24 protein-coding genes and 1 tRNA gene are annotated in these 21,719 nt (G+C 44.9%); 15 read left to right on the forward strand and 10 right to left on the reverse strand.

The window, feature by feature from the left end:
* The coding region (locus tag QAS77_RS02910; RefSeq protein ID WP_305064091.1) for an ATP-binding protein at positions 1 to 870 on the forward strand (870 nt) is incomplete at its 5' end.
* Here QAS77_RS02910 and QAS77_RS02915 read toward each other — a convergent pair.
* The 3 genes from QAS77_RS02915 to QAS77_RS02925 all read right to left on the reverse strand — a co-directional run bounded on the left by QAS77_RS02915 (position 842) and on the right by QAS77_RS02925 (position 2,951).
* Positions 842 to 1,546: a prenyltransferase/squalene oxidase repeat-containing protein gene (locus tag QAS77_RS02915; protein ID WP_305064092.1), complete on the reverse strand. Its 705-nt coding sequence runs from the start codon at positions 1,544 to 1,546 to the stop codon at positions 842 to 844. The two genes, QAS77_RS02910 and QAS77_RS02915, sit on opposite strands and share 29 nt — an antisense overlap.
* 206 nt (positions 1,547 to 1,752) lie before the next feature.
* A complete protein-coding gene (locus tag QAS77_RS02920) occupies positions 1,753 to 2,589 on the reverse strand; it encodes an Mrp/NBP35 family ATP-binding protein (protein WP_305064093.1) in 837 nt (278 codons plus the stop codon).
* Positions 2,590 to 2,627: 38 nt separating this feature from the next.
* Entirely contained in the window at positions 2,628 to 2,951 is a 324-nt protein-coding gene (locus QAS77_RS02925; protein WP_420846915.1) for a DUF134 domain-containing protein, read from the reverse strand.
* Between the two features lie 197 nt (positions 2,952 to 3,148).
* On the opposite strand from QAS77_RS02925, the gene QAS77_RS02930 reads away from it, so the two are divergent.
* From QAS77_RS02930 to QAS77_RS02940, 3 genes are read left to right on the forward strand one after another with little or no spacing between them, the layout of a single operon-like run.
* Complete coding sequence (locus tag QAS77_RS02930; RefSeq protein WP_305064094.1) at positions 3,149 to 4,261, forward strand: ORC1-type DNA replication protein; 1,113 nt, start codon at positions 3,149 to 3,151, stop codon at positions 4,259 to 4,261.
* Positions 4,254 to 4,856 carry a TOBE domain-containing protein gene (locus tag QAS77_RS02935; protein ID WP_331522031.1) on the forward strand — a complete coding sequence of 201 codons (603 nt, stop codon included), beginning with the start codon at positions 4,254 to 4,256 and terminating at the stop codon, positions 4,854 to 4,856. Before QAS77_RS02930 ends, QAS77_RS02935 begins: the two co-directional genes overlap by 8 nt.
* Entirely contained in the window at positions 4,857 to 5,630 is a 774-nt protein-coding gene (locus tag QAS77_RS02940) for an exodeoxyribonuclease III (protein ID WP_305064095.1), read from the forward strand.
* 152 nt (positions 5,631 to 5,782) lie between these two features.
* On the opposite strand, the gene QAS77_RS02945 is transcribed toward QAS77_RS02940, so the two are convergent.
* The 3 genes from QAS77_RS02945 to QAS77_RS02955 form a co-directional block, all read right to left on the reverse strand.
* Entirely contained in the window at positions 5,783 to 6,265 is a 483-nt protein-coding gene (locus QAS77_RS02945) for a hypothetical protein (RefSeq protein WP_305064096.1), read from the reverse strand.
* A 199-nt stretch (positions 6,266 to 6,464) separates the two neighbouring features.
* Entirely contained in the window at positions 6,465 to 8,102 is a 1,638-nt protein-coding gene (gene thsA, locus QAS77_RS02950; RefSeq protein ID WP_305064097.1) for a thermosome subunit alpha, read from the reverse strand.
* Between the two features lie 307 nt (positions 8,103 to 8,409).
* Positions 8,410 to 8,583 carry a DUF5350 domain-containing protein gene (locus QAS77_RS02955; RefSeq protein WP_011500155.1) on the reverse strand — a complete coding sequence of 58 codons (174 nt, stop codon included), beginning with the start codon at positions 8,581 to 8,583 and terminating at the stop codon, positions 8,410 to 8,412.
* 266 nt (positions 8,584 to 8,849) lie between these two features.
* Between QAS77_RS02955 and QAS77_RS02960 the strand changes: the two genes are divergently transcribed.
* The 4 genes from QAS77_RS02960 (at position 8,850) to QAS77_RS02975 (ending at position 12,414) form a co-directional block, all read left to right on the forward strand.
* Positions 8,850 to 10,112 carry a DNA double-strand break repair nuclease NurA gene (locus tag QAS77_RS02960; protein WP_305064098.1) on the forward strand — a complete coding sequence of 421 codons (1,263 nt, stop codon included), beginning with the start codon at positions 8,850 to 8,852 and terminating at the stop codon, positions 10,110 to 10,112.
* The gene (locus QAS77_RS02965) at positions 10,105 to 11,922 is read left to right on the forward strand and encodes an ATP-binding protein (protein WP_305064099.1); all 1,818 of its coding nucleotides are present in this window, start codon (positions 10,105 to 10,107) and stop codon (positions 11,920 to 11,922) included. Before QAS77_RS02960 ends, QAS77_RS02965 begins: the two co-directional genes overlap by 8 nt.
* Positions 11,923 to 11,994: 72 nt before the next feature.
* Positions 11,995 to 12,068, forward strand: a tRNA-Lys gene (locus QAS77_RS02970).
* Positions 12,069 to 12,243: 175 nt separating this feature from the next.
* Positions 12,244 to 12,414 carry a ribbon-helix-helix domain-containing protein gene (locus QAS77_RS02975; protein ID WP_011500158.1) on the forward strand — a complete coding sequence of 57 codons (171 nt, stop codon included), beginning with the start codon at positions 12,244 to 12,246 and terminating at the stop codon, positions 12,412 to 12,414.
* A 64-nt stretch (positions 12,415 to 12,478) separates the two neighbouring features.
* On the opposite strand, the gene QAS77_RS02980 is transcribed toward QAS77_RS02975, so the two are convergent.
* The 3 genes from QAS77_RS02980 to QAS77_RS02990 are packed head-to-tail and all read right to left on the reverse strand — an operon-like array spanning position 12,479 to position 14,238.
* The gene (locus QAS77_RS02980) at positions 12,479 to 13,252 is read right to left on the reverse strand and encodes a sugar phosphate isomerase/epimerase family protein (RefSeq protein ID WP_305064100.1); all 774 of its coding nucleotides are present in this window, start codon (positions 13,250 to 13,252) and stop codon (positions 12,479 to 12,481) included.
* A gap of 9 nt (positions 13,253 to 13,261) precedes the next feature.
* Positions 13,262 to 13,702: an RNA-binding domain-containing protein gene (locus tag QAS77_RS02985; protein WP_305064101.1), complete on the reverse strand. Its 441-nt coding sequence runs from the start codon at positions 13,700 to 13,702 to the stop codon at positions 13,262 to 13,264.
* A complete protein-coding gene (locus tag QAS77_RS02990) occupies positions 13,699 to 14,238 on the reverse strand; it encodes a dephospho-CoA kinase (protein WP_305064109.1) in 540 nt (179 codons plus the stop codon). Before QAS77_RS02990 ends, QAS77_RS02985 begins: the two co-directional genes overlap by 4 nt.
* Positions 14,239 to 14,375: 137 nt before the next feature.
* On the opposite strand from QAS77_RS02990, the gene QAS77_RS02995 reads away from it, so the two are divergent.
* The 5 genes from QAS77_RS02995 (at position 14,376) to porB (ending at position 18,564) form a co-directional block, all read left to right on the forward strand.
* Positions 14,376 to 15,332 (forward strand): tRNA dihydrouridine synthase, encoded by a 957-nt coding sequence (locus QAS77_RS02995; protein WP_305064102.1) that lies wholly within the window; start codon positions 14,376 to 14,378, stop codon positions 15,330 to 15,332.
* A 338-nt stretch (positions 15,333 to 15,670) separates the two neighbouring features.
* A complete protein-coding gene (locus tag QAS77_RS03000) occupies positions 15,671 to 16,213 on the forward strand; it encodes a pyruvate ferredoxin oxidoreductase subunit gamma (protein ID WP_250867146.1) in 543 nt (180 codons plus the stop codon).
* Positions 16,214 to 16,216: 3 nt separating this feature from the next.
* Positions 16,217 to 16,477 carry a pyruvate synthase subunit PorD gene (gene porD / locus QAS77_RS03005; protein ID WP_305064103.1) on the forward strand — a complete coding sequence of 87 codons (261 nt, stop codon included), beginning with the start codon at positions 16,217 to 16,219 and terminating at the stop codon, positions 16,475 to 16,477.
* On the forward strand, positions 16,478 to 17,692 hold the full coding sequence (porA, locus tag QAS77_RS03010) for a pyruvate synthase subunit PorA (RefSeq protein WP_305064104.1): 1,215 nt from the start codon (positions 16,478 to 16,480) through the stop codon (positions 17,690 to 17,692).
* A complete protein-coding gene (gene porB / locus QAS77_RS03015) occupies positions 17,689 to 18,564 on the forward strand; it encodes a pyruvate synthase subunit PorB (RefSeq protein WP_305064105.1) in 876 nt (291 codons plus the stop codon). The genes porA and porB overlap by 4 nt, the downstream gene beginning before the upstream one ends.
* 82 nt (positions 18,565 to 18,646) lie before the next feature.
* On the opposite strand, the gene QAS77_RS03020 is transcribed toward porB, so the two are convergent.
* Positions 18,647 to 20,044, reverse strand: coding sequence for an alanine/glycine:cation symporter family protein (locus QAS77_RS03020; protein WP_305064106.1), 1,398 nt, complete (start codon positions 20,042 to 20,044; stop codon positions 18,647 to 18,649).
* 70 nt (positions 20,045 to 20,114) lie between these two features.
* Between QAS77_RS03020 and nth the strand changes: the two genes are divergently transcribed.
* Positions 20,115 to 20,795 (forward strand): endonuclease III, encoded by a 681-nt coding sequence (gene nth, locus QAS77_RS03025; protein ID WP_305064107.1) that lies wholly within the window; start codon positions 20,115 to 20,117, stop codon positions 20,793 to 20,795.
* An 82-nt stretch (positions 20,796 to 20,877) separates the two neighbouring features.
* Positions 20,878 to 21,719: DNA polymerase IV (dinB, locus tag QAS77_RS03030; RefSeq protein ID WP_305064108.1), on the forward strand; the 842-nt coding region annotated here is incomplete at its 3' end.

A 21,719-nucleotide genomic window follows, 5' to 3' on the forward strand; every position in this document is an offset into this window, starting at 1 on the left:
GGTCATGATATGAATGAAGTTCTCAGGGTCCGAAAAGATGGCAGTGAATTCCCGGCGCTCATGAATTGTTTTGTGATCACGGATGATAACAACGAACCGGTATATATCTCGAATACTGTGATCGACATAACTGAACGTAAAAGATCAGAGATCATCATGCATCAGGCAATGGAAGTGGCCGAAAATGCAAACCGGACTAAAAGTGAATTTCTTGCTAACATGAGCCATGAACTCAGAACTCCTCTTAATTCTGTCATCGGTTTTTCGGATGTACTTTTAACTGAAACCTTTGGTCAGTTGAACGATAAACAGACCAAGTATTTGAAGAATATTTCTTCCAGTGGAACTCATCTGCTCAATCTGATCCAGGACATCCTTGATATCTCCAAAATAGAGGCTGGTAAACTTGGGCTTACCTATGAGAAGTTCTCTGTCCCGCCCACTATCAATGAAGTTGTGTTGTCGATGTCGGACTTTGCTAAGAGCAAACAGGTTTCTGTCACGGTTCACAATAATGGAGTTGACATGATCACTGCTGACAGGACAAAGTTCAAGCAGATACTGTACAACCTCCTGAATAACTCATTGAAATTTTCAACCAAAAATGGTTATGTGAAGGTCCACACACAGATAATCGATGATATGCTGGAACTATGTGTTCGGGATAATGGGGTTGGTATTCCGGAGGACAAGATGGGTCATCTGTTCGATCAATTCTATCAGGCAGATGCTTCTCCTTCACGCCAGTATGGTGGAGCTGGTCTTGGTCTTTCACTTGTCAAGCAGTTCGCTGATATGCATGGTGGGGATGTGCATGTGGAAAGCAAGGAATCGGTTGGGACTACTGTCTATGTGCATATCCCAAAGTGATTAGTGAAAGTGCGGTTGCAGTAATATCTCCTTCATTCTTTCCCCATGAACCATTGCTGTTCTGTCTGGACATTAGCCATTTGAGCGATGTGTCAAGTTCTTCTTTCAAACCGACAATAGCCAATGCCTGTATTACCAGATTGCTGGTCGAGATGAATTTCCAACCACCGTCTTTATCCCTTTCCGACAAGATCCATTTGGCACGTTCTTCTATAAAGTCAGCGAAAGGCTTCTCATTTGTCAGATCTTCCTGCTTTACAAGAGTGGTGATGATAAGGGATGTAGTGCCCACATGTTCCCATTTTTCACCATAGTTCTCAACAAGCCAATTGCAACCTTTCATTTCATGGATGCCCATCTCGGCAAGAGCTATTAATGCATAGGTTGTGTCGTAAACATCGTTCTGCCATGAACCGTTGTTCTCCCTTTTAGAAAGCAACCATTGCCCACATTCTTCAAGGTCTAAGTTGGAAGATACAAGGCTGGAACAGGCTCTTGCAGTCTCTCTTATTGAATTGTCCCAGTTATTTTCACTTTTAAGGTGGATGAGCTTTGTAGGAAAGTCATTTTCCACACCCCATAGTTCGCATGCAGTGATGAGGCGTGATAATTCCTTTGCAGTGGTGAGCTCCTGTTCTCTTATCCACCCAAATGCATTTTGTATCATCTCTTCCATGTGCTGAAAGATGTATGCATCGTTATTTAGTGTTTTTACTCTGGAAGTTTATGTTGTGATATATATTTTGGTGGTCGGATGGTATAGAATAAGTATATGATGGGGATTAATGGAGATGGGGATCGTGGTCAAAAGAATGGTTGAAAAAAAGAAAGAAAGAAATTGATGACATGCACTTGTTTTACAAAGTACATGTCCTCTTAATATCATTTAACAAACTCTTCCACAGCGTCTACGACCTTGTTAAAGTGGATGTACCATTCAGAATCGCTCTTGATATCAATGTGTACGTGTCCGCTGTCTCCGGCAGCTGCAACTTCTGTCTCGATGGGTAATGTACCAAGCACTTTCACGCCAAAGTCCTCGGCTGCTTTTGCAACTCCGCCTGAGCCGAACACATATATCTTCTCATTACAGTGTGGGCAGACGATTCCGCTCATGTTCTCGACCATTCCAATTACCGGTACTTCGATTATTTTGGCGAAATTGAGCGATTTTCGGACACTTGTGAGGGCTACCTCCTGTGGGGTTGTGACCACAATAGCACCGGTCATGTTACCGATCAGTTGTGAGATGCTCAATGGTTCATCTCCTGTTCCAGGCGGAAGGTCAATGATAAGGTAGTCGAGCACTCCCCAGTCCACTTCTTCAAGGAACTGCTTGATGGCACTCATCTTTGCCGGTCCTCTCCAGATGACTGGAGAATCGTTGCTGTCAAGGAGAAGTCCTATTGACATTATTTTCAGATTATCATTAACTTTTACGGGAACAATACCTTTTTCACTGACCATGGGTTTTTCATTCTCCACACCGAACATCTTTGGGATGGTCGGTCCGTGAATGTCACTGTCAAGGAGTCCCACTGAATATCCGCGTTCTGCAAGGGCTGCAGCAAGGTTGGCGGAAACAGTGCTTTTACCAACGCCTCCCTTTCCGCTCATTACCATTATCTTATTCTTGATCCCTCTGAGGTTGGTAACGAGCTTTGGTTCTTCAGGCTTGGTATTTAGTAGGCTTTCTGATGATTGGATATTGGATGACATTTTCATTCTCCTTGTGATAATGTTGTTCCTGTTATAGGTTATTCTGACCGTTTCTGGTCATTGATGTTGACATAGTTTCCGCCCTTTATCTCAATAGCTTTACCTGTGGTCAATGCCAGTGCAATCTTTTTCCTTGCATTTTTCAGGTCTTCCCAGAATGCACGTCTTGAGATCCCCATTTTTGTTGCTGCTTCCTGTTGTTGCAAGTCTTCAAGATCTACCAGCCTCAGGGCTTCCAGCTCTTCTAATGCAAGAGAAACTACTTCCAGTTCAATAAGTTTTACTCCTCTTGGTTTGAAATAGAGTATGTCGGGGTTACATTCCACTCTTCTGGGGTTTTTTGGTCTTCCTCTGCATGTCATAACATCTTGTATTCCCATCTTCTAACTTATATATAAGAAATTCCCAAAAGCTTTTTATATTTATTCACATACGTTTAAAAACATTGATATTTGGTCAATTTTCAGAGTTTGAATGAACGTTTTTATCTCAGAGGAAAAGGCTATTATGTATTTTCACAGTTAATATATTAGAACTTTAATTTTAGGAGATACTGTACATGGGTAAGGATATGCTGATGTGGGATGAGACTTTGTTCAAGGATGGGAATGTGCTTGAACTTGATTACCTTCCCGACCATTTTTCACACCGTGAGTCGCAGACGCAGTCTCTGATGTACAGTCTGCGTCCGGCCCTTCGTGGTATGCGTCCGATAAACAGTTTGATAAGTGGTCCTCCCGGTACTGGAAAGACCACAACTGTGCTGAAGGTCTTTAAAGAGATGAAAAAGCATTCGGAAGATATTGTATTCATCAAAGTGAACTGCCAGATGGATTCTACGAAATTTGCTGTGATCACGAGGGTATACCAAGGTCTCTTTAACGTGTCCCCTCCGTCTTCCGGTGTTGCTTTCATAAAACTGTTCGAAAAGGTGATGAACTATCTTATCGAGAAGGAAAAGACGCTTGTGCTTTGTCTTGATGACATCAATTATCTCTATCATGAAGGACATGCGGATGAGGTAATGTATTCCCTTCTCAGGGCACATGAACAATATCCGGGAGCAAAAGTAGGTGTCATTGCAATTGTGAGTGATACGGGAAAGCTCTATCAGTTCGACCCTAAGGTCAATTCCGTTTTTCTTCCTGAAGAGATAGCTTTCCCCCGGTACAATTACAGTGAACTTCAGGATATTATCGGGGGCAGGATCGATCTTGCATTCTATCCTAATGTGATGCTGGATGATGTGAGGGATGCGATAGTTGAATATGTCGATCTTACAGGGGATCTGCGTGTGGGAATCGATCTTTTGAAGCGTGCTGGCCTGAATGCCGAGAGGCGTGCAAGCAAGACCATCCTGGTCGAAGATGTGGAAAAGGCCTATGATACCTCCAGATTGCTGCATCTTCGCAGAAGTGTCCAGTCCCTCGCACCGGATGAGAGGACATTGCTCTGCCTGATAGCAGAGAACAAGGATGTGCAGACCGGTGACCTTTACAAACTTTTCCACGAAAAGACCGATCTTGGGTACACACGTTTTTATGATATGGTCAACAAGCTTAGTGAAGCAAGGTATGTGGATGCTGATTTTTCCGGTAAGGGTATGCGTGGCAGGACTCGTATAATAAAACCAAGATATCAGCCGGAAGACATTCTTAAGTGCCTTGAGTGAAAGGGGGATGTTGTTTCTGGAAATGAGAACTAAGGTCTGGCTGACCGAAGATGGAAAACCTATCATTGGTGCCGGGAAGGTAAAACTTCTAAAAGCCATCGATGAAGAGCGTTCATTAAGGAAGGCATGCTCAATACTTGGCATATCCTACAAACATGCATGGCTTATTCTGAAAAAAATGAACGAGCGCGTTGGGCATGAAGTGGTGACCACTGTAAGGGGTGGAAAAGGGCAGGGAACCTTTCTGACCGATTACGGGAAACAGCTCATTAGTGAGTATGAGGAAAGCAGGTCCTTTCTTGATATGACCTTTGGGGATGAAACTTCTCTGGAAAACATCTCTTTCAAATTGTCTGCACACAACAAGTTGTCCGGACGGGTCCTCGATATCGAGAAAGGGGATCTCGTTTCTAAAGTGAAGATCGAGATAGATCCTGAAGTTCTGACATCTATCATTACTTCCGATATGCTGGATAGACTCGATGTTCAGGAAGGCGATGAGGTATTTGCAATTATAAAGTCCACGGAAGTGGTTCTGGCAAAAGCGGATGGCAAGGCTGGAATGAAAAGTGGAACGGTGGATGGGGGCGAGTAAATGGCTTCTATATATATTCTTTCATGGAATGTGAATGGCCTGAGGTCAATGTTAAAGAAAGGGTTTGTCGAATGGATGGAAGCCACACAGCCGGATATTCTCTGTCTTCAGGAGACGAAGGCTACAGAAATACAATTGCCAAAAGAGCTGAGGCATATTCATGGCTATGTACCTTATTTTTTCTCTGCTGAAAGGAAGGGTTACAGTGGTGTTGGGATCTATACTAAGGTCCCGCCGGTCGAGGTAAAGTATGGGCTTGGAGTTCCCCGGTTCGATAGGGAAGGAAGGACCCTCATTGCAGAGTTCGAGGATTTTGTTTTGTTCAATATATATTTTCCGAATGGTAAGGCTTCAGATGAACGATTGGAATATAAGATGGATTTCTATAATGCGTTCATGGAAGTTGCCGATTCGATGAAAGATGCCGGTAAGAACGTAATTATTTGTGGTGATGTGAACACTGCTCACAAGGAGATCGATCTCGCACGCCCTAAACAGAACGAGAGGTCATCGGGTTTTCTTCCGCAGGAGAGGGAGTGGATCGATACGTTCCTGGGTCATGGCTATCTTGATACCTTACGTATGTTCGAGCAGGGACCTGGAAATTATACCTGGTGGGACATGAAGACCCGGGCAAGGGATAGGAATGTTGGTTGGAGGATCGATTATTTTTTTGCCAGTGGAGGCCTGAAGGACAGGATAAGGTCTGCTTATATTTTGTCTGATGTGATGGGTTCGGACCACTGTCCGATTGGGATTGAGTTAGAAATTTGAAATCGTTTTTTAACTGTTCCGATTTACGTTTTTTAGTTTTTTTTTCATAATTTAAATTGTCAGGAGGTTTTGCTAATGATTTTGCCATACTATTCTGTCTCTACTGAAGTCTTGTCACATGGTCACATCACTGCGAAAATCAGTATTTGATTTTATAGCATGTACTCCTTATCGCTGTTATTCAAATATTTAAAATTAGTATCAATCTCATATTTTTCGAATATTGATGGGTACAGTTTTGGGTATTGAATTTCTTTAAGTGGTATCCCATATAGGTGGTCTGGTTGGTTTGCATCTCCATATAGTCCAATAATGACGTAGGTAGGAGTTTCGTCAAAGTATTCATTTACCATCTCATCGATTTCGTATCTTTCGAGTTGATATCTATTTGACCATGTTAATGCTCCTTTGTAAAGGTTTGATCTAAATTTACATTCTACAAAGAACTCTTTATCTCTATTATCTCTTATTTTCAGATCGGGGTTTTTATCATCTTCTACTTTTATATTTCGATGTTTTCTCATTATGTCTGTTGTCCATGAAACAATTGTGAATTGATCCTTTTCATCAAAAAGACGAGCTATGTAATGTTCAAAATCATTTCCTTTTCGTATTGATTCCTCTATATCTCGCATATTAATACACCATACTATTATTCATCATATGCGTATAAAAATACATTCATTATATATAATAATTGTTTTAATGTTCTGAGCAGTTACAGTTTAAGTTTATTGGAAATATAAAGCTACAGCTGCTCGGTCAGCTCTGTATTAATAAAAAAAGTAGGTCAGGGCGTAAAATACGCCCTGGTATGTTATTGTTCCATTGAACTTACATCATTGGAGGCATGCCGCCCATTCCACCCGCGCCGCCTTCTGGCATTGGTGGTGCTCTGGATGATGCAATGATGTCGTCGATCCTGAGGATCATTACTGCTGCTTCTGTACCGGAGTTGATAGCCTGGGTCTTTACCCTGAGTGGCTCAACAACGCCTTCTTCCCACATGTCAATGACAGTGCCGGAGTAGACGTTAAGACCAGCGGTCTTTATGCCTCTCTCGTGGTGTGCACGAAGTTCTACGAGCATGTCTATGGGGTCAAGACCTGCGTTCTCTGCAAGGGTTCTTGGAACGACCTCAAGTGCTTCTGCGAATGCTTTGACTGCAAGCTGCTCTCTTCCGCTGAGGGTTGATGCATACTCGTTGAGTCTGAGTGCAACCTCTACTTCAGGTGCTCCGCCGCCAGCAACAAGCTCTTCATCTTCGATAGCTACAGCGACTACACGAAGTGCATCGTTGAGTGCTCTCTCGATGTTGTCGATAACGTGCTCTGTACCGCCACGGAGGAGGATGGATACTGACTTTGGATTGACACAGCCTGTGATGAAGGTCATGCTGTCGCCACCGATCTTCTTCTCTTCGACAAGTTCTGCTGCACCAAGGTCTTCTGCTGTCATCTCTTCGATGTTGGTTACGAGCTTAGCACTTGTGGAGCGTACAAGTTTCTCCATGTCGCTCTTCTTGACACGCCTTACTGCAAAGATACCCTCCTTTGCAAGGTAGTGCTGTGCCATATCATCGATACCTTTCTGGCAGAATACAACGTTTGCACCGGTCTTTGTAATACTGGTAACAAGGCTCTTGAGCATGGCTTCTTCCTGGTCGAGGAATGACTGAAGTTGTTCAGGAGATGTGATAGAGATCTCAGCGTCAACCTCTGTTTCCTTGAGCTCGATAGCACTGTTGAGGAGTGCGATCTTTGCGCCTTCTACCTTCTTTGGCATGTTAGCGTGTACCCTTTCTTTGTCAAGGATCATACCTTCGATAAGCTCGGAGTCATCGATACGTCCGCCGACCTTCTTCTCGACCTTGACATTCTCGATCTCGACAGTGTTTCCATTGTCCCTGTCAACGATGCTTACGATTGCGTCAACAGCGATCTTTGAGAGTACGTCCTTTGTTGCCTCTGCGCCCTTTCCGGTCATTGCTGTGTCGGAAATGCTGGTGAGGATATCCTTGTTGTCGATGGTTACCTTCTTTGCAAGGCCCTTGAGGATCTCTCCTGCCTTTACTGAAGCCATTCTGTAACCAGCTGCGATGATTGTTGGGTGTACGTCCTGCTCGATCATCTCTTCTGCTTTCTTGAGGAGCTCACCGGTAATGACAGCGGCGGTAGTTGTTCCGTCTCCGACTTCATCGTCCTGTGTTTTAGCGACCTCTACGATCATCTTTGCTGCTGGGTGCTCGATATCCATTTCCTTAAGGATAGTTGCGCCATCGTTTGTGATAACTACATCTCCAAGGGAGTCGACAAGCATCTTGTCCATACCTTTTGGACCAAGTGTTGTTCTTACTGCCTCAGCGACTGCCTTTGCAGCCATGATGTTGTTGCTCTGGGCATCTCTGCCTCTTGTTCTCTGGTTACCTTCTCTTAAAATGAAGATAGGCTGTCCTGACATCTGTCCTGCCATGTGTTTTAACCTCCTATATTAAACATAGATCAATATAATTTCCTGGAATTCAGGTCGTTTTTACATGTTTGTAGTTCTATATAAAGCTTACTGAATCTGTGATTTATGATTACTTTGAGAAGCTTCCTTCATATATAATTATCAGAGTGCTCCCTAACTGTGGTCTCACTACTGCTACTGCTAATGATACAAAGCAGCTGCTAATGGAAATGCAATAATCGGAATCTTTCCGCTCAAAAAAAAGTTTAGTCCCATTAAGGGAACTATTGTGTAAAGGACTGCAATGCAGCCCTTTAAAATAGTAAGATCAGTTTACAATAGATTTTGGTGATCTCTTGAGGAACCTTCTCTTAGCACCGCTGCTGCTGAATCTCTGTGCTGGTCCTGGGTGTGCCTTTGCTCCGAAAGCTCTCTGCACTTTGATTATTTTTCCTTTCCTTCCTTTTACCTTAACCCAATTAATGCTGCCTGTTTTACCCATTATCAATCCTCATTATAATTTTATTATTAATATATGTTTGAGGCACTTAGTGCCTCTTGATGTCCATTATTGTATTAATGGTCACAAATGTACAAATGTGACCGGTAAACTCAATGCTATAGGTTCCCTTTAGATGTAATGTTTATAGTTAAACTTTACGGGACTTTTGTATTGTGTTCTGACATCAATTAGTGTCATATTGCCATATATTTGTATTCTATAACAGAATAAACAAATATATCTATGTTCCTGTTCATCTACATTCCATGACCCTTGAACCGGTTCACATAAAGATCATGTCGGAAATGGCAGATCGCATAGGGATGTCCGCAGAAGATGATAGCACTGAAGAGCTTCCCGATCTTTTAAATATGCTCAATGAACTGGGACATGATGGGAAGTTGATACTTAAATCACTTGGGAAGACGTTTCGTTCAAAAGTGAACATTGACAACATGTCCCTTACAAATGATCCTTTCGATATAACATACTCCTGTGATAGTGGTAGCACTAACCCCATGGCATTTAGAAGCGGGCTCTATGTGGACATCTGCCATGGTGGGATCGCATCGACACCTTCTGACTTCGAATTACATTCCAAGCGGACCATCGTAGCGGCAACATATTCGCCAAGTCCTCTCGTGACCATCGACACGACCTCCGGCTGGGGTACTTTTGATGACGGGCAGGGACGTTCAAAGATAGTCCGAATAGGGGCAGACCTGCTCAAAACAAGGGTGGATCGTATGGTGCACAACATTGCCCTATATCTCTGTGAATCGGAGCACATTCTCTGGATGATGGATAGTTTTGACAGCAAGGGCTTCTTCATAATGGATGGTCCGATATATCCTAAACAGTTAATGTACTGGATGGTGGTGGAATCAAAAGAAGTGAGGATAAAAGAGGACCCTGTCGCAAAGAAGATCCTCCAGAACTACATTGATATCATGGACCATCACATGAAAAAGGGCATGCCTCTTATCGGGTTTGTAAAAAATCCCGAAGACATGCAGATAATGATAACCCTCAGGGACAAAAAAGGAATGAAACACCTTCCCTGGCTCAGGGATTCTCAGTTCTTTAAGAATGTTCTGTCCCTCGGAAAAGGCGATAATGGACGAAACGGCCGTTGGATAACCTACACCAACTGGTTCCTGCAACCTAACCAATTCTATGAGGGCATGATAAAAAGCACATCTCCGATGTTAGACATCGACCTTCGCCATGATCACGACCCGGAGGATTATGCTATAACTTTCTTTGTGATATATGTTCCAATGCTTGATGTCCTTTTCAAAGTAGAGGCTCCATACGGTTTCACGAAAGATGAGTCCGTGCGGGACCTTATAACCCGTAAAGTCCTCTTTGATATTTCGGTCAATGGCATTCCGACAACTCTCTCAAAGGTAGATTCCCTTGCGAAGATCGGGCGGTCGGAAAAGGAGTTGGTAAAGGGTATGTTCAAAGGGCAACGGTTCGACAATACTTATAATATAGAGAGATGGGGTGACATGACAGATGAATGATAATTCAGACCTGCTGGCCTATGCGAAGAACAGTAGCATTGGAACGGATGTGCAGGATGCACCGGAACAGACCGGTAATTTCGACTTCGAGGAATATAGTGTTGAAGTAACGCATGATACAAGTGACGTAGATGCTGCTTTCGGTATCGTGACCACAGGGTTCGAACCTCTCGAAGTCACCGAATCGGGCTCAAAGATCACTGGCTACATCACAACTTCCCACAGAAATGTGGTGCGCCTGGGGACATATGTGATCGTTCCCTATGGGGATGAGAATCTTTTCGCAAGGATATGGAAGCTTCAATATCAGCAGCAGTTCGAAGTGGACGATGCAACAGAGATCCATTCACGCCGTATGCTCAAAAGCAATACTACGGCAGAACTGGACTACAAGTTCCTTGCTTATCTTGAACCCATCTGCATACTGTATGAACAATCTCCAGGAAATGAAGATTCATTGACACGACGCATGGCAGACCGTATCCCGCGTCCGAACACACCTATTCTGCCTGTGACGGAAAAACTGAAGATACAGACCGGTCTGAACATTCCAAGGGAAGGTATATTCCTCGGGCACTTGAGTGTCGGTGGTGAGGTCGTGCGAACCCTCGCTTCCCCTCCTACAGTGCCTTACTATCTCCGGAACGACTACTCAATGGGTGATCCATTGATATTCAGGCATATGCTCATCTGCGGCAGTACCGGTACCGGAAAGACGTTCCTTACAAAGAACATCCTGCGCCAGTTCATGAGCCCGGATAACCGATATAATGTCCGTGATACTGGTGACGGCAGCAAGAAGAAGCTGCGTCCATGTGTCGTTATAATGGACCCGCAGGATGAATATTCGCAGTTCCTTGAGGACAATCCTGAAATAACCTCTTCGGATGAGCACAACATGCACTCCGAAGACGTGGAGTTTGGTGGCGTTCCCTCCACAAAGACCTTCGTAGCTAAGGTGGATGGGCATTCATACAATGGCAGGTCCCGTGCACAGCAAGTGGAATTCACCATTCCTTTCGAGATGGTGAGGAACAATTCCTGGCTCATAGCTGCTGCCGGACTCACGGAGCTACAGGGCATCGGACTGGAACTGTTGCTTGAGGATTTCTTTAAAAGGCCGGGTGCACATACCTATGGCGGTTTCATCGACCACATCAGTGATGAGGGGGTCCGGGGCAGTTATGTTGATAACGGTAAGGTGCATGAAGCTTCCTATGACGGTCTTGTCAGGAAGGTGAAGAACAACTCGTTCAAAAGGGTGTTCGACCAGCCGGCAACCCCTATAACCGAAATGCTTGCCGATATCTTCAAAGAGGGGCAGGTATGTGTCTTCCCTACGGAATACATCTCAAGTACGAGAATACGTGATCTCATCACCTTGACTCTTATGACCGTAGCTGTGGATAACAAATTGAATACCTCCGGTGATACGGTGGTAAAGGAAACTCCTCTGATACTGGTGCTGGATGAAGCTCACCGTTATCTTGCAAGAGGTTCGGGGGAACATTCAAAGCGCATCATTTCCAAGTTCGCAGATGCTGCCCGTCAGGGGCGTAAAGAGGGATTAGGGCTGTTCCTTATCACACAGGACCCTCAGGATATCGATGATACTGTGTTCAAGCAGATAAATTCCAGGGTGATACTGAACCTTTCCAATGATGCTGCGATAAGTGCCATGAAAGTGAAGAAAGAATATGAGACGCGTATCCCTTACCTCAAAAAAGGGCAAATGATCATACAGAGTCCGGATAACAGTGATATTGTGGAGATAATTGGCCTTTCAAGTTGTGTTGTGAAGCACGTTTGAGGGGATTTTCTCCTCAACTCCGATATGTATATATATGGGTAATACGTAGGGGGAGCTACTCACACATACTGTGGGCCGGTAGCTTAGTCAGGCAGAGCGATGGACTCTTAATCCATCGGCCGAGGGTTCAAATCCCTTCCGGCCCGCTTAATTCATGTGGGTTCTTTTATCTTTGTTCCATAAAGTTATAGTCCATCATTTTTCATATTACAATTACCAATACGTATAGTTGTTACATCCCGTTATGGCATATTGTTATAATATATCGTTGTTTATGTAGAACGAAATTCCTTTGAATTCTTTTGAACTAAGGTGAGAATAATGCCAAAAGTAAGTGTTGACATTCCCCAGGAATTGCTTGCTGATCTTAACAAGCACGTTGGCGATGATAAAAAGTTCGTGAACCAGTCCGATGCCATCCGTACAGCTATCAGGAAGATGCTGGATATGATGGATGATATCGACAGGCGTCACGGCAGAATGGATGATTGAAACCGATGATCTGAATAGTTATTGATATCTGTGGTTGGGTTTCAAGGTATTGATCATAACAGTTTCAGAGCTGCTTTAAAAACTCAATGCTCTTTCTTCCTTCCTCGAGATCGCTCAGTTCGGTCACCATTCTTCCCTGATAGTTTTCCAATCCCTTTTTCACATATTCCCAGTTTACCGTCCCACTGCCTGTGGGAAGATGCTCGTCTCTTTTTCCCATGTTGTCATGGATATGCACATGAATTATCTTATTGATGCATTCATCAAGGAATCCTTCCACCATCGCAGAGGTGTTGGCATGACCTACATCCAGTGTCATTCCTACATTCTCTCTATCGATATCTGAAAGCATCCTGAGCATTTCATTGGGTTCCCTGCCAAATATCATGGGGAAGTTTGGCATGTTCTCAACGGCTATCGAGATCCCATATTCATCGGCGGTATCGCAGAGTTCCTGTATGGACCTTATGTTCATATCCCATGCCTTCTCAGGTACCTTTCCACCATAGGGGGACAGGTATCCTGGGTGAACCACTGCAAGCTCAACAAGGTCTGAGGCAAGGGAAAGGTAATGCTTCATCTGCCTGAGCACCTCTGCGTGTATCCCGGGATTAAGCCCTGCAAGGTTCATGTCAGAGAACGGCAGGTGCATCGAGAGATAAAGGTTGGTGGTTTCCAGTACTTCCACTATCTTATGCCGGTTCTCACTGGTGATGCACTGGCTTCCTTCCTGAACGATCTCCCATCCGGTGTATCCTATGTCCTCGAGCTCATAGACCCATTCGAAAGAATCGCTGAGGGCGGAATTTGAGGAAAAGCTCAGATTGTCGATGTTCATGCCAACACCTTATAGTTCCGGCATGTCCGGCTCAAAGAGGGGAACTCCATCTTCGGTCGGCGGTGTAAGCCACTCCATGAGAATGTCCATTGCTTCTTCATTATCGGCATTTATCTCAACCTGGATGGATCCGAGGGTTTCTTCCTTTGCCGGAAAGTTCAGTCTTTCGATCGTGGCAACTTGCTTGTTGAGCATAAAGAAGGTCTTTTCAGGCTCTCCCCATCTGTTCTTCTGTAGCTGGGTCCGAGCGGTGTCGATGATCCTCTCTTTTCTAAAAAGATCGTGTATGTTCTTCAGTGAATTGATATCTCCTTCGCCTTCAAGGAAATTGCCATATTTCCTCTCATGCATCTCGAGCTCTATTTCCGGGAACATGTTCCTGGCAGCTCCGGCTACTTTTTCCTCATCTTCTGTAGGATTGACAATAACACTTACCCTGACGTTTATCATGCTTGCTCCAGTATCGTATTTATCTTCTCTTTGAACTCTTCGATGGTGCCTATGTTATCAACGGTGATATTGGCTACTTTGATAGCTTCTGCAAGTCCCCATCCAAGCTCACGCTCATCCCTTTGCTTCAGGGCTTCGATATCGGTCATGTCATCGCTTCTTCCACGACTTGTAACCCTTTCAAACCGCAATTCCAGGGGTGCATCGATGAAAACAAGGGTAAAGTCCTCTCCAAAGTGTTCCTTGAAGAAAGCCACTTCTGCAATACCTCTTACTCCGTCAACCACAACAAGTTCTTTGCCCAGAGCCTCTATCATTGGAACGCAGCGTTTGGCAACTGCATCCATTCCTTCCTTTGCTCTAAGGTCGTTCGCAACACCGCCTGTATTACTATCGGTCGGCTCAAGTCCTCTCTTTTTCACTTCTTCGCGTATGACATTGCCCATGTTAACAACATCGACATTTGAATCTACTATTACTTCGGATGCTACGGATTTTCCTGATGCCGGCATTCCTACAAACGCTATGATCTTTATTTTAGCACTTCCTGCAATGGTTATACATGTAGTTCTCTTATTATACTACATTTGTATGGATTATAGTATATTAGGGTAAATGGAACTGTCAAGTATTTGATTTTATATATCAGTATGTCTTTGTGTGAACTGACAATATGAGACTTGGCAGAGTTGACCTTCCCGGAGATCTTTTGCTTGCACCATTGGCAGAGGTCACGAACCTGGCATTTCGTCTCATGTGCAAGAAATATGGTGCTTCCCTATGTTTTACTGAAATGATAAGTTCGGATGCTGTTGTGCATGGAAATGACAGTTCCGTTCTGCGTGGGATGACCTGTGATGAAGAGCGTCCTTTTGGTGTGCAGTTGTTCGGCAATTCTCCGGATGTGGTCACGGAAGCTGCACTTGTTCTCGAAGATATGTTCCATCCGGCTATAATCGATATTAATCTTGGATGTCCGGCCCCGGTGATCACCAATGCGGGCTGTGGTTCTGCACTGCTTGATTCTCCTGAACGTGTCAGCGATATGTTCTCAACTCTTTGTGAAGGGGTGGACACTCCTGTAACTGCAAAGATACGTGTGCTGGAGAGCCGTGCAGCCACTCTTGATATCGCACACAGGCTTGAGGATGCGGGGGTTTGTGGTATCACTGTCCACGGGAGGACCCGCGAACTGGGTTATAGCGGGACTGCTGACCATAGTTATGCAAAGCTTATCAAAGAAGAGCTTTCCATTCCAGTGATAGCCAATGGCGATATCAGGGATGGCGCATCTGCTGAAAAGGTGCTGGAATATACCGGATGTGATGGATTGATGGTAGGCAGGGCTGCAATGGGTGATCCTCACGTGTTCTATCGTATATCCAGATATTTGGACGATGGGGTGATCCTCGAGTGTGGATGTGAGCAGAAAAGAGATGACCTTCTGGAATATCTGGATCTTTTGGAAAAGTTCGACCTGTCCTCGCATATTAATTTGAAAGCACATGTACAGTGGTTCACGAGAGGGTTGAAAGGAAGTCGAAGCATGCGTTCCGAGATAGGATATGCGGATTCAAGAGACTCTATTGTAGAGTTTGTTAAGAATATGTGTGAAAAAGAATTGGTGTGATATTTTGGTGTATTTTTATATTATTCCCGTGTATATGCGTGTTATTGTCTAACATGGTCTTTGCATTGTATTTTTGAGCAAATATGAGTGATCTTTCTGAGGACTTTGTTCGATCAATTCACCAAAAGACTAAATAAGATTAGGATTGTACACAATTAAACATTGCATTTAGACTGCTATATATATTTTTGGCAGTCGATGTATGTGGAGGAACAGTCACCTCCACGATGGTAACTTTTTTGCCGATCCCTCTTGGCTATCGATCCGTTACCATCTGAAAAACACTTTGACTGCTATTATCGTACAATTATACACGCACTGTCATAGGAGAATAATACATGAAAGAAATACGAATACACGGTAGGGGTGGACAGGGCTCCGTTACTGCTGCTGAATTGCTTGCGGTTGCAGCTTTCGCTGATGGAAAGTTCAGCCAGGCTTTTCCAGCATTCGGTGTCGAGCGCCGTGGTGCACCTGTTCAGGCATTCACCAGGATCAATGACGACCCGATCAGGCTAAGGGCACAGGTATACGAGCCAGACTATGTTATCGTTCAGGACCCAACCCTTCTTGAAGTGGTCAGTGTAGAGAGCGGTGCAAAAGATGATGGTGTTATTCTTATTAACAGTGACTTTGAGCCGGAACATTTCGATCTTAACACAAATGCAAAGATCATGACCGTCAACGCTACGAAGATCGCTCTTGACATCATCGGCAGACCTATTGTTAACACTGTTCTTTTAGGTGCTTTCGCCGGTGCTTCCGGTCTTATCGATCCGGAATCCATCAAGAATGCCGTTATGGAGCGTTTTCCGGGTAAAGTCGGTGAAAAGAACGCAGAAGCTATCCAGAAAGCTTACGATATGATGACGGAGGCTTAAATTATGACAATTTTACCAGGAGGCGTTTGTGAACCAGGCTCCACTCTTGTCAACAAGACCGGTGGCTGGAGAACATTCAGACCAGTTTTTGATTATGACAAATGTATCAAATGCAAACTCTGTGAACTTCTTTGTCCGGACATGTCAGTCGATGCAAGAGATGACGGTTTCTTTGAGTTCAACTATGATTTCTGTAAAGGATGCGGTATTTGTGCGAACGAATGTCCAAAGGACGCTATTGAGATGGTTCTGGAGGAGAAATAAATGAAACGAAATTTTGAGAATGACAAGAAGGATATGGTCGTTGTTGAAGGATCGTATGCTGTTGCAGATGCTGTAAAAGCATGCAGGCCAAATGTCATTTCCGCATATCCTATTACACCACAGACCCATATTGTAGAGGATATCTCCCAGTTCATCGCTGATGGCGAGATACCAAACTGTGAGTACCTCAACGTGGAATCCGAGTTCTCCGCAATTTCCGCACTTGTCGGTTCTTCCGCAGCAGGTGCAAGGAGTTATTCTGCGACCACATCCCAGGGTCTTGAACTCATGCACGAGGTTCTTTTCAACGTCTCAGGTATGAGATTACCTGTTGTAATGACCGTTGTGAACAGGGCTGTAAGTGCTCCTATTAACATCTGGAACGACCACCAGGATTCCATTTCCCAGAGAGACACCGGTTGGATACAGCTTCACGCAGAGGACACTCAGGAAGCATCTGACATGACCGCACAGGCATTCAAGATCGCTGAAGATCCAGATATCTTGCTTCCGGTACTGGCATGTCTTGACGGTTTTATTCTGTCACATGTCTATGAACCTGTGGTCCTTCTTGACGAAGATCTCGTAGCAGAATATCTGCCACCATTTGAGCCAAAGTTCAAGCTCGACCCGAAGAACCCTAAGACCTTCGGTGCTTTTGCAGATCCTAATTCCTACACTGAGTTCAGATACCTGCAGCAGCAGGCAATGAACAAGGCATTGAAGGTCATAGAGGATGCTGCAGATGAGTTCTATGACCTCTTCGGCAGACACTATGGTGGTCTTATCGACAAATACGAGACAGATGACGCTGATATCATTCTCATGGCAATGGGCTCTATTGTTGGTACCATCAAGGATGTCGTTGACAAGCTCAGGGCACAGGGTGTCAAGGTAGGTGTCTTAAAGGTACGGTCTTTCCGTCCGTTCCCTGCAGAAGCTATTAAGAACGCTATCAAGGGCGCTAAAGTAGTTGTTGCACTGGACAAGAACATCTCCCTTGGCCTCAATGAGGGTGCACTGTTCACCGAGACAAAGGGAAGTTTGTACAACACAAATGTCAATATTCCTATAATCGGTTTCATGATAGGTCATGGGGGTCGTGATATCCCAATGAGCACCATGGAGGCCATCGTTGACGAAGCAAAGAAAGTAATTGATTCAGGTATCACTGTCGAAAGTCAGTTCACCGACCTGAAGGAGGAATTGTTATGAAACCACTCTTACAAGCAGGACATAGGGGATGCGCAGGTTGCTGTGACGCAATAGCTGCAAAGTTCACTCTCATGGCAGCAGGCGAGGACTGTATCGTTGTAAGTCCTACCGGATGTCTTGAGGTCATGACCACTCCATATCCGGAATCTTCCTGGAATGTCCCATTTATACACTCCCTTTTTGAGAACAACGCAGCAGTCGCTTCAGGCGTTGAGGCAGCTCTCAAAGCAAAGGGCGAGTTTGGCAAGACCAAGATCATCGCAATGGGCGGTGACGGTGCAACCCTAGATATCGGTATGCGTTCCATATCCGGTGCATTCGAGCGTGGACACGACTTCACATACGTCTGTATCGACAATGAGGCATGCATGAACACTGGTGTACAGAGAAGTGGTGCAACGCCATTTGCAGCTTCGACCACAACCAGTCCGGCAGGTAAGGTATCCTTTGGTAACATTCGTCCAAAGAAGAACATGCCAGCCATCATGGTAGCACACGGTTCTCCATACGTTACAACAACATCCATCGGATATCCAAAGGACATGATAAGGAAGGTCAAGAAAGCTGTCGATGTCGAAGGTCCTACCTACGTGCACGCACATTCACCATGTACTACCGGATGGGGATTCGATAGCTCCAAGACCATAGAGATCGCAAAGCTGGCAGTCGAAACATGTCTCTGGCCACTCTATGAGATGGAAGATGGTGAGCTCACCAAGGCTAAGAAGATCAAGAACCCAAAACCGGTCGAGGACTATCTTAAGATGCAGCGCCGTTTCAAGCACCTTTTCACAATGGAAGGTGGAGACGAGATGATCAAGAAGATACAGGCACTCGCTGACGCTAATATCGAGAAGTTCGGGTTACAGTAAACCCGTTCCTCTTTTCTTTTTATTTTCTTATTTTTCCTATCGGACCTTCAGTTCTATCAATTCTCAATAATTTTCAGCAACCTTAGCTCTCTTTCTCTATATCTTCAAAATATTTCCTGGTCTCACTGACGATAACCTTCCGCAAAGCAAGAAGAGCTATGAGGTTTGGTATCACCATCAATGCGTTCACGATATCTGCCAGTATCCAGATGGTCTCAAGGGTAAGGTAGACCCCACCTCCAACTAGCAATATGTAAACTATCTTGTAAGGAAGTATGCCCTTGACACCAACAAGGAACTCTACACATCTTTCCCCGTAATAGTTCCATCCAAGTATGGTGGTAAATGCAAAGAAGATCAGCCCTATGCCTACAATATAGGCTCCAACGCTCTCAAGGCCTGTGGTAAATGCGTATGAGGTCATGTAGGCACCTTCATATTCACTTGTCCAGGAGCCTGTCATCACAAGCACTATTCCTGTCATCGTACAGACGATGATGGTGTCAAAGAATGTTCCTGTCATGGAAATAAGCCCCTGTCTTGCAGGTTCTTTCACCTTTGCTGCTGCGGCTGCTATGGGCGCACTTCCAAGACCTGATTCATTGGAGAAAACCCCTCTTGCAATTCCCAGCTGTACCGCAAGTAACATCGAAGCTCCCAAAAAGCCTCCTGTGGCTGCCGTTGGAGTGAAAGCAGATACTATTATCAGTCTTATGGTGTCGGGAAGCATCTCCAGATTGGTAAAGATGATGAGCAGACAACCAAGAACATAAGCGATGGCCATGAACGGAACAACTACCTGTGCAACTCTGGCAATGCTCTTTATTCCTCCGATGGTGACCAAAGCCACAAGGACCGTGATGATCACAGCCGTGTAGATGGGGGGAATGTTGAACGTGATGGCAGCTGAATCCGCGATGGCATTTACCTGTGGGAAGATACCGATCCCAAAGAATGCAACTCCTATTCCACTGAATGCAAAGAAACCCGCAAGAGGACGTGCATAGAACTTTCCGGCAAGCCCTTTTGTGATGTAGTACATCGGACCGCCGGACATCTGTCCATTCTCATCGATCTTTCTGTACTTGACAGCCAGCATGGATTCGGCATATTTGGTGGCCATTCCGAAAAATGCTGCTAGCCACATCCAGAACAGTGCCCCCGGCCCTCCAACCTTGATGGCTGTGGCAACTCCTACAATATTGCCTGTGCCTATGGTAGCTGCAAGGGCGGTGGTAAGGGCTGCAAAACTGCTAATGTCTCCTGCGTAGCTCTTGTCCGATCTGTCCGGCCTGATGACATAACGCAATGCCAATGGTAATTTGAATACCTGTATAAAGCCAAGACGCAATGTAAGATAAACTCCGGTCCCGACAAGTAGTGTAAGCAGGGGAAGTCCCCATACGATCTCGTCAATGCTTTTCAGAAGGATCAGCCTATCCGGGGCGGTATCCACCAGGTTTAAAAAATATTCGATCACTACGACAACATCCTCCTTCTCCTCCAGTAGTTATTTTTGTAGTATCATATAAATATGCTTTAGACGTTTCATGCAAAACGTTTTGTATGGTGTTAACAAAGATTCTCCGGCGATAGTGATGGACAATACTGCAAACTTTGGCCTTATATGGTCTATCCTAAAAAATGAATATCCTGACCCTCAACCTGAGCTGGATTACAGTAATGAGTTCGAGCTTTTGATAGCTACTATCCTTTCGGCACAGTGTACCGATGCGCAGGTCAATAAAGTGACAAATGAGCTGTTCAGGAAATACACGAATGCGGAGGCTCTTGCTGCGGCTGATCTGGATGTACTTGAAAAAGAGATCTATTCCACTGGTTTTTACCGTTCCAAATCGAAGAACATCAAAAGGACATCACAACTGATACTCTCTGATTTCAATGGCAAGGTGCCTAATACCATGGAAGAGCTTACAAGCCTTCCGGGAGTTGCCCGAAAGACAGCCAATATCGTTCTTGCAAGAGGGTTCGGTAAGATCGAAGGCATTGCAGTGGATACGCATGTGAAAAGGGTTTCCGGAAAGTTGGGGCTTACTGAGAACACTGACCCGAAGAAAATAGAACAGGACCTTATGAAGCTTGCAGAACAAAAGGACTGGGACGATCTGTCAATGACACTTATCCTTCATGGCCGCAGGGTATGTGATGCAAAAAAACCTCAATGTACCGTTTGTCTGGTTTCGAAGCTATGCCCCTCAAGGCTGGTTTGAGTGAAAAACCCTCCTCAATAACTTTATTTTCACTCCGCTTACCACATCCTTTAAACCGGCTTTATGCATAATAGTTCTTACAATGTCCCGAATCATCCTTCATGTAGATATGGATTATTTCTACGCTGCCATCGAAGAGCGTGAGGACCCTTCCCTTAGGGGAAAAGCCGTTGTGGTCTGCATGTATTCCAATCGTGGTGAGGAAGGAGGCGCTGTCAGTACCTGTAACTATGTTGCAAGGGATGCAGGTATTCACTCCGCTATGCCCTGTCGCCTTGCAAAGGCTATCAATCCGGATGCTGTTTTTTTGCCGGTGAGAAAACCGTTCTATACTGAAGTTTCGGACAGTATAATGGAAATACTCAGGTCTCATGCTGACAATGACGGGGAACTTTTCGAGAAGGTCGGTATCGATGAAGCTTTTCTTGAAGTGACGGTCACCTCAGGGGGCGATCTTGATAAGGCACAGCAGATAGCACAGAGCATCAAAGAAGATGTAAAGGGGCTGGAGGGCCTGACCTGTTCGGTGGGCATAGGTCCTAACAAGATAATAGCCAAGATGGCATCATCCCGTCAGAAGCCGGACGGTATCACTGTTATAAGGGAGGATGAGGTGGATGTTTTCCTCAGGAAGATGCCTGTGGCAAAATTATGGGGTATCGGAAAGGTAACGGAGGAAAAACTTGCCAATATGGGTATCGATATTGTGGAAGACCTTGCCGCTCGCGATGTTCAGGAACTTATCTCCGTTTTCGGGAAGACCCGGGGTACGTGGCTCAAGATGGCTGCATCAGGTATCGATGATGATCCTGTTAAGGAGAAGACCAGTTCTGACCAGATAGGCAGGATGGCTTCCCTTACCCATGATACCCGCAAAAGCGATCTGGTGCTCTCCCTGTTGGATGAGCTTTTGGACGATGTGTT

Origin of the sequence: Methanococcoides sp. (assembly GCF_030594565.1) — an archaeon.
GTDB lineage: Archaea > Halobacteriota > Methanosarcinia > Methanosarcinales > Methanosarcinaceae > Methanococcoides > Methanococcoides seepicolus.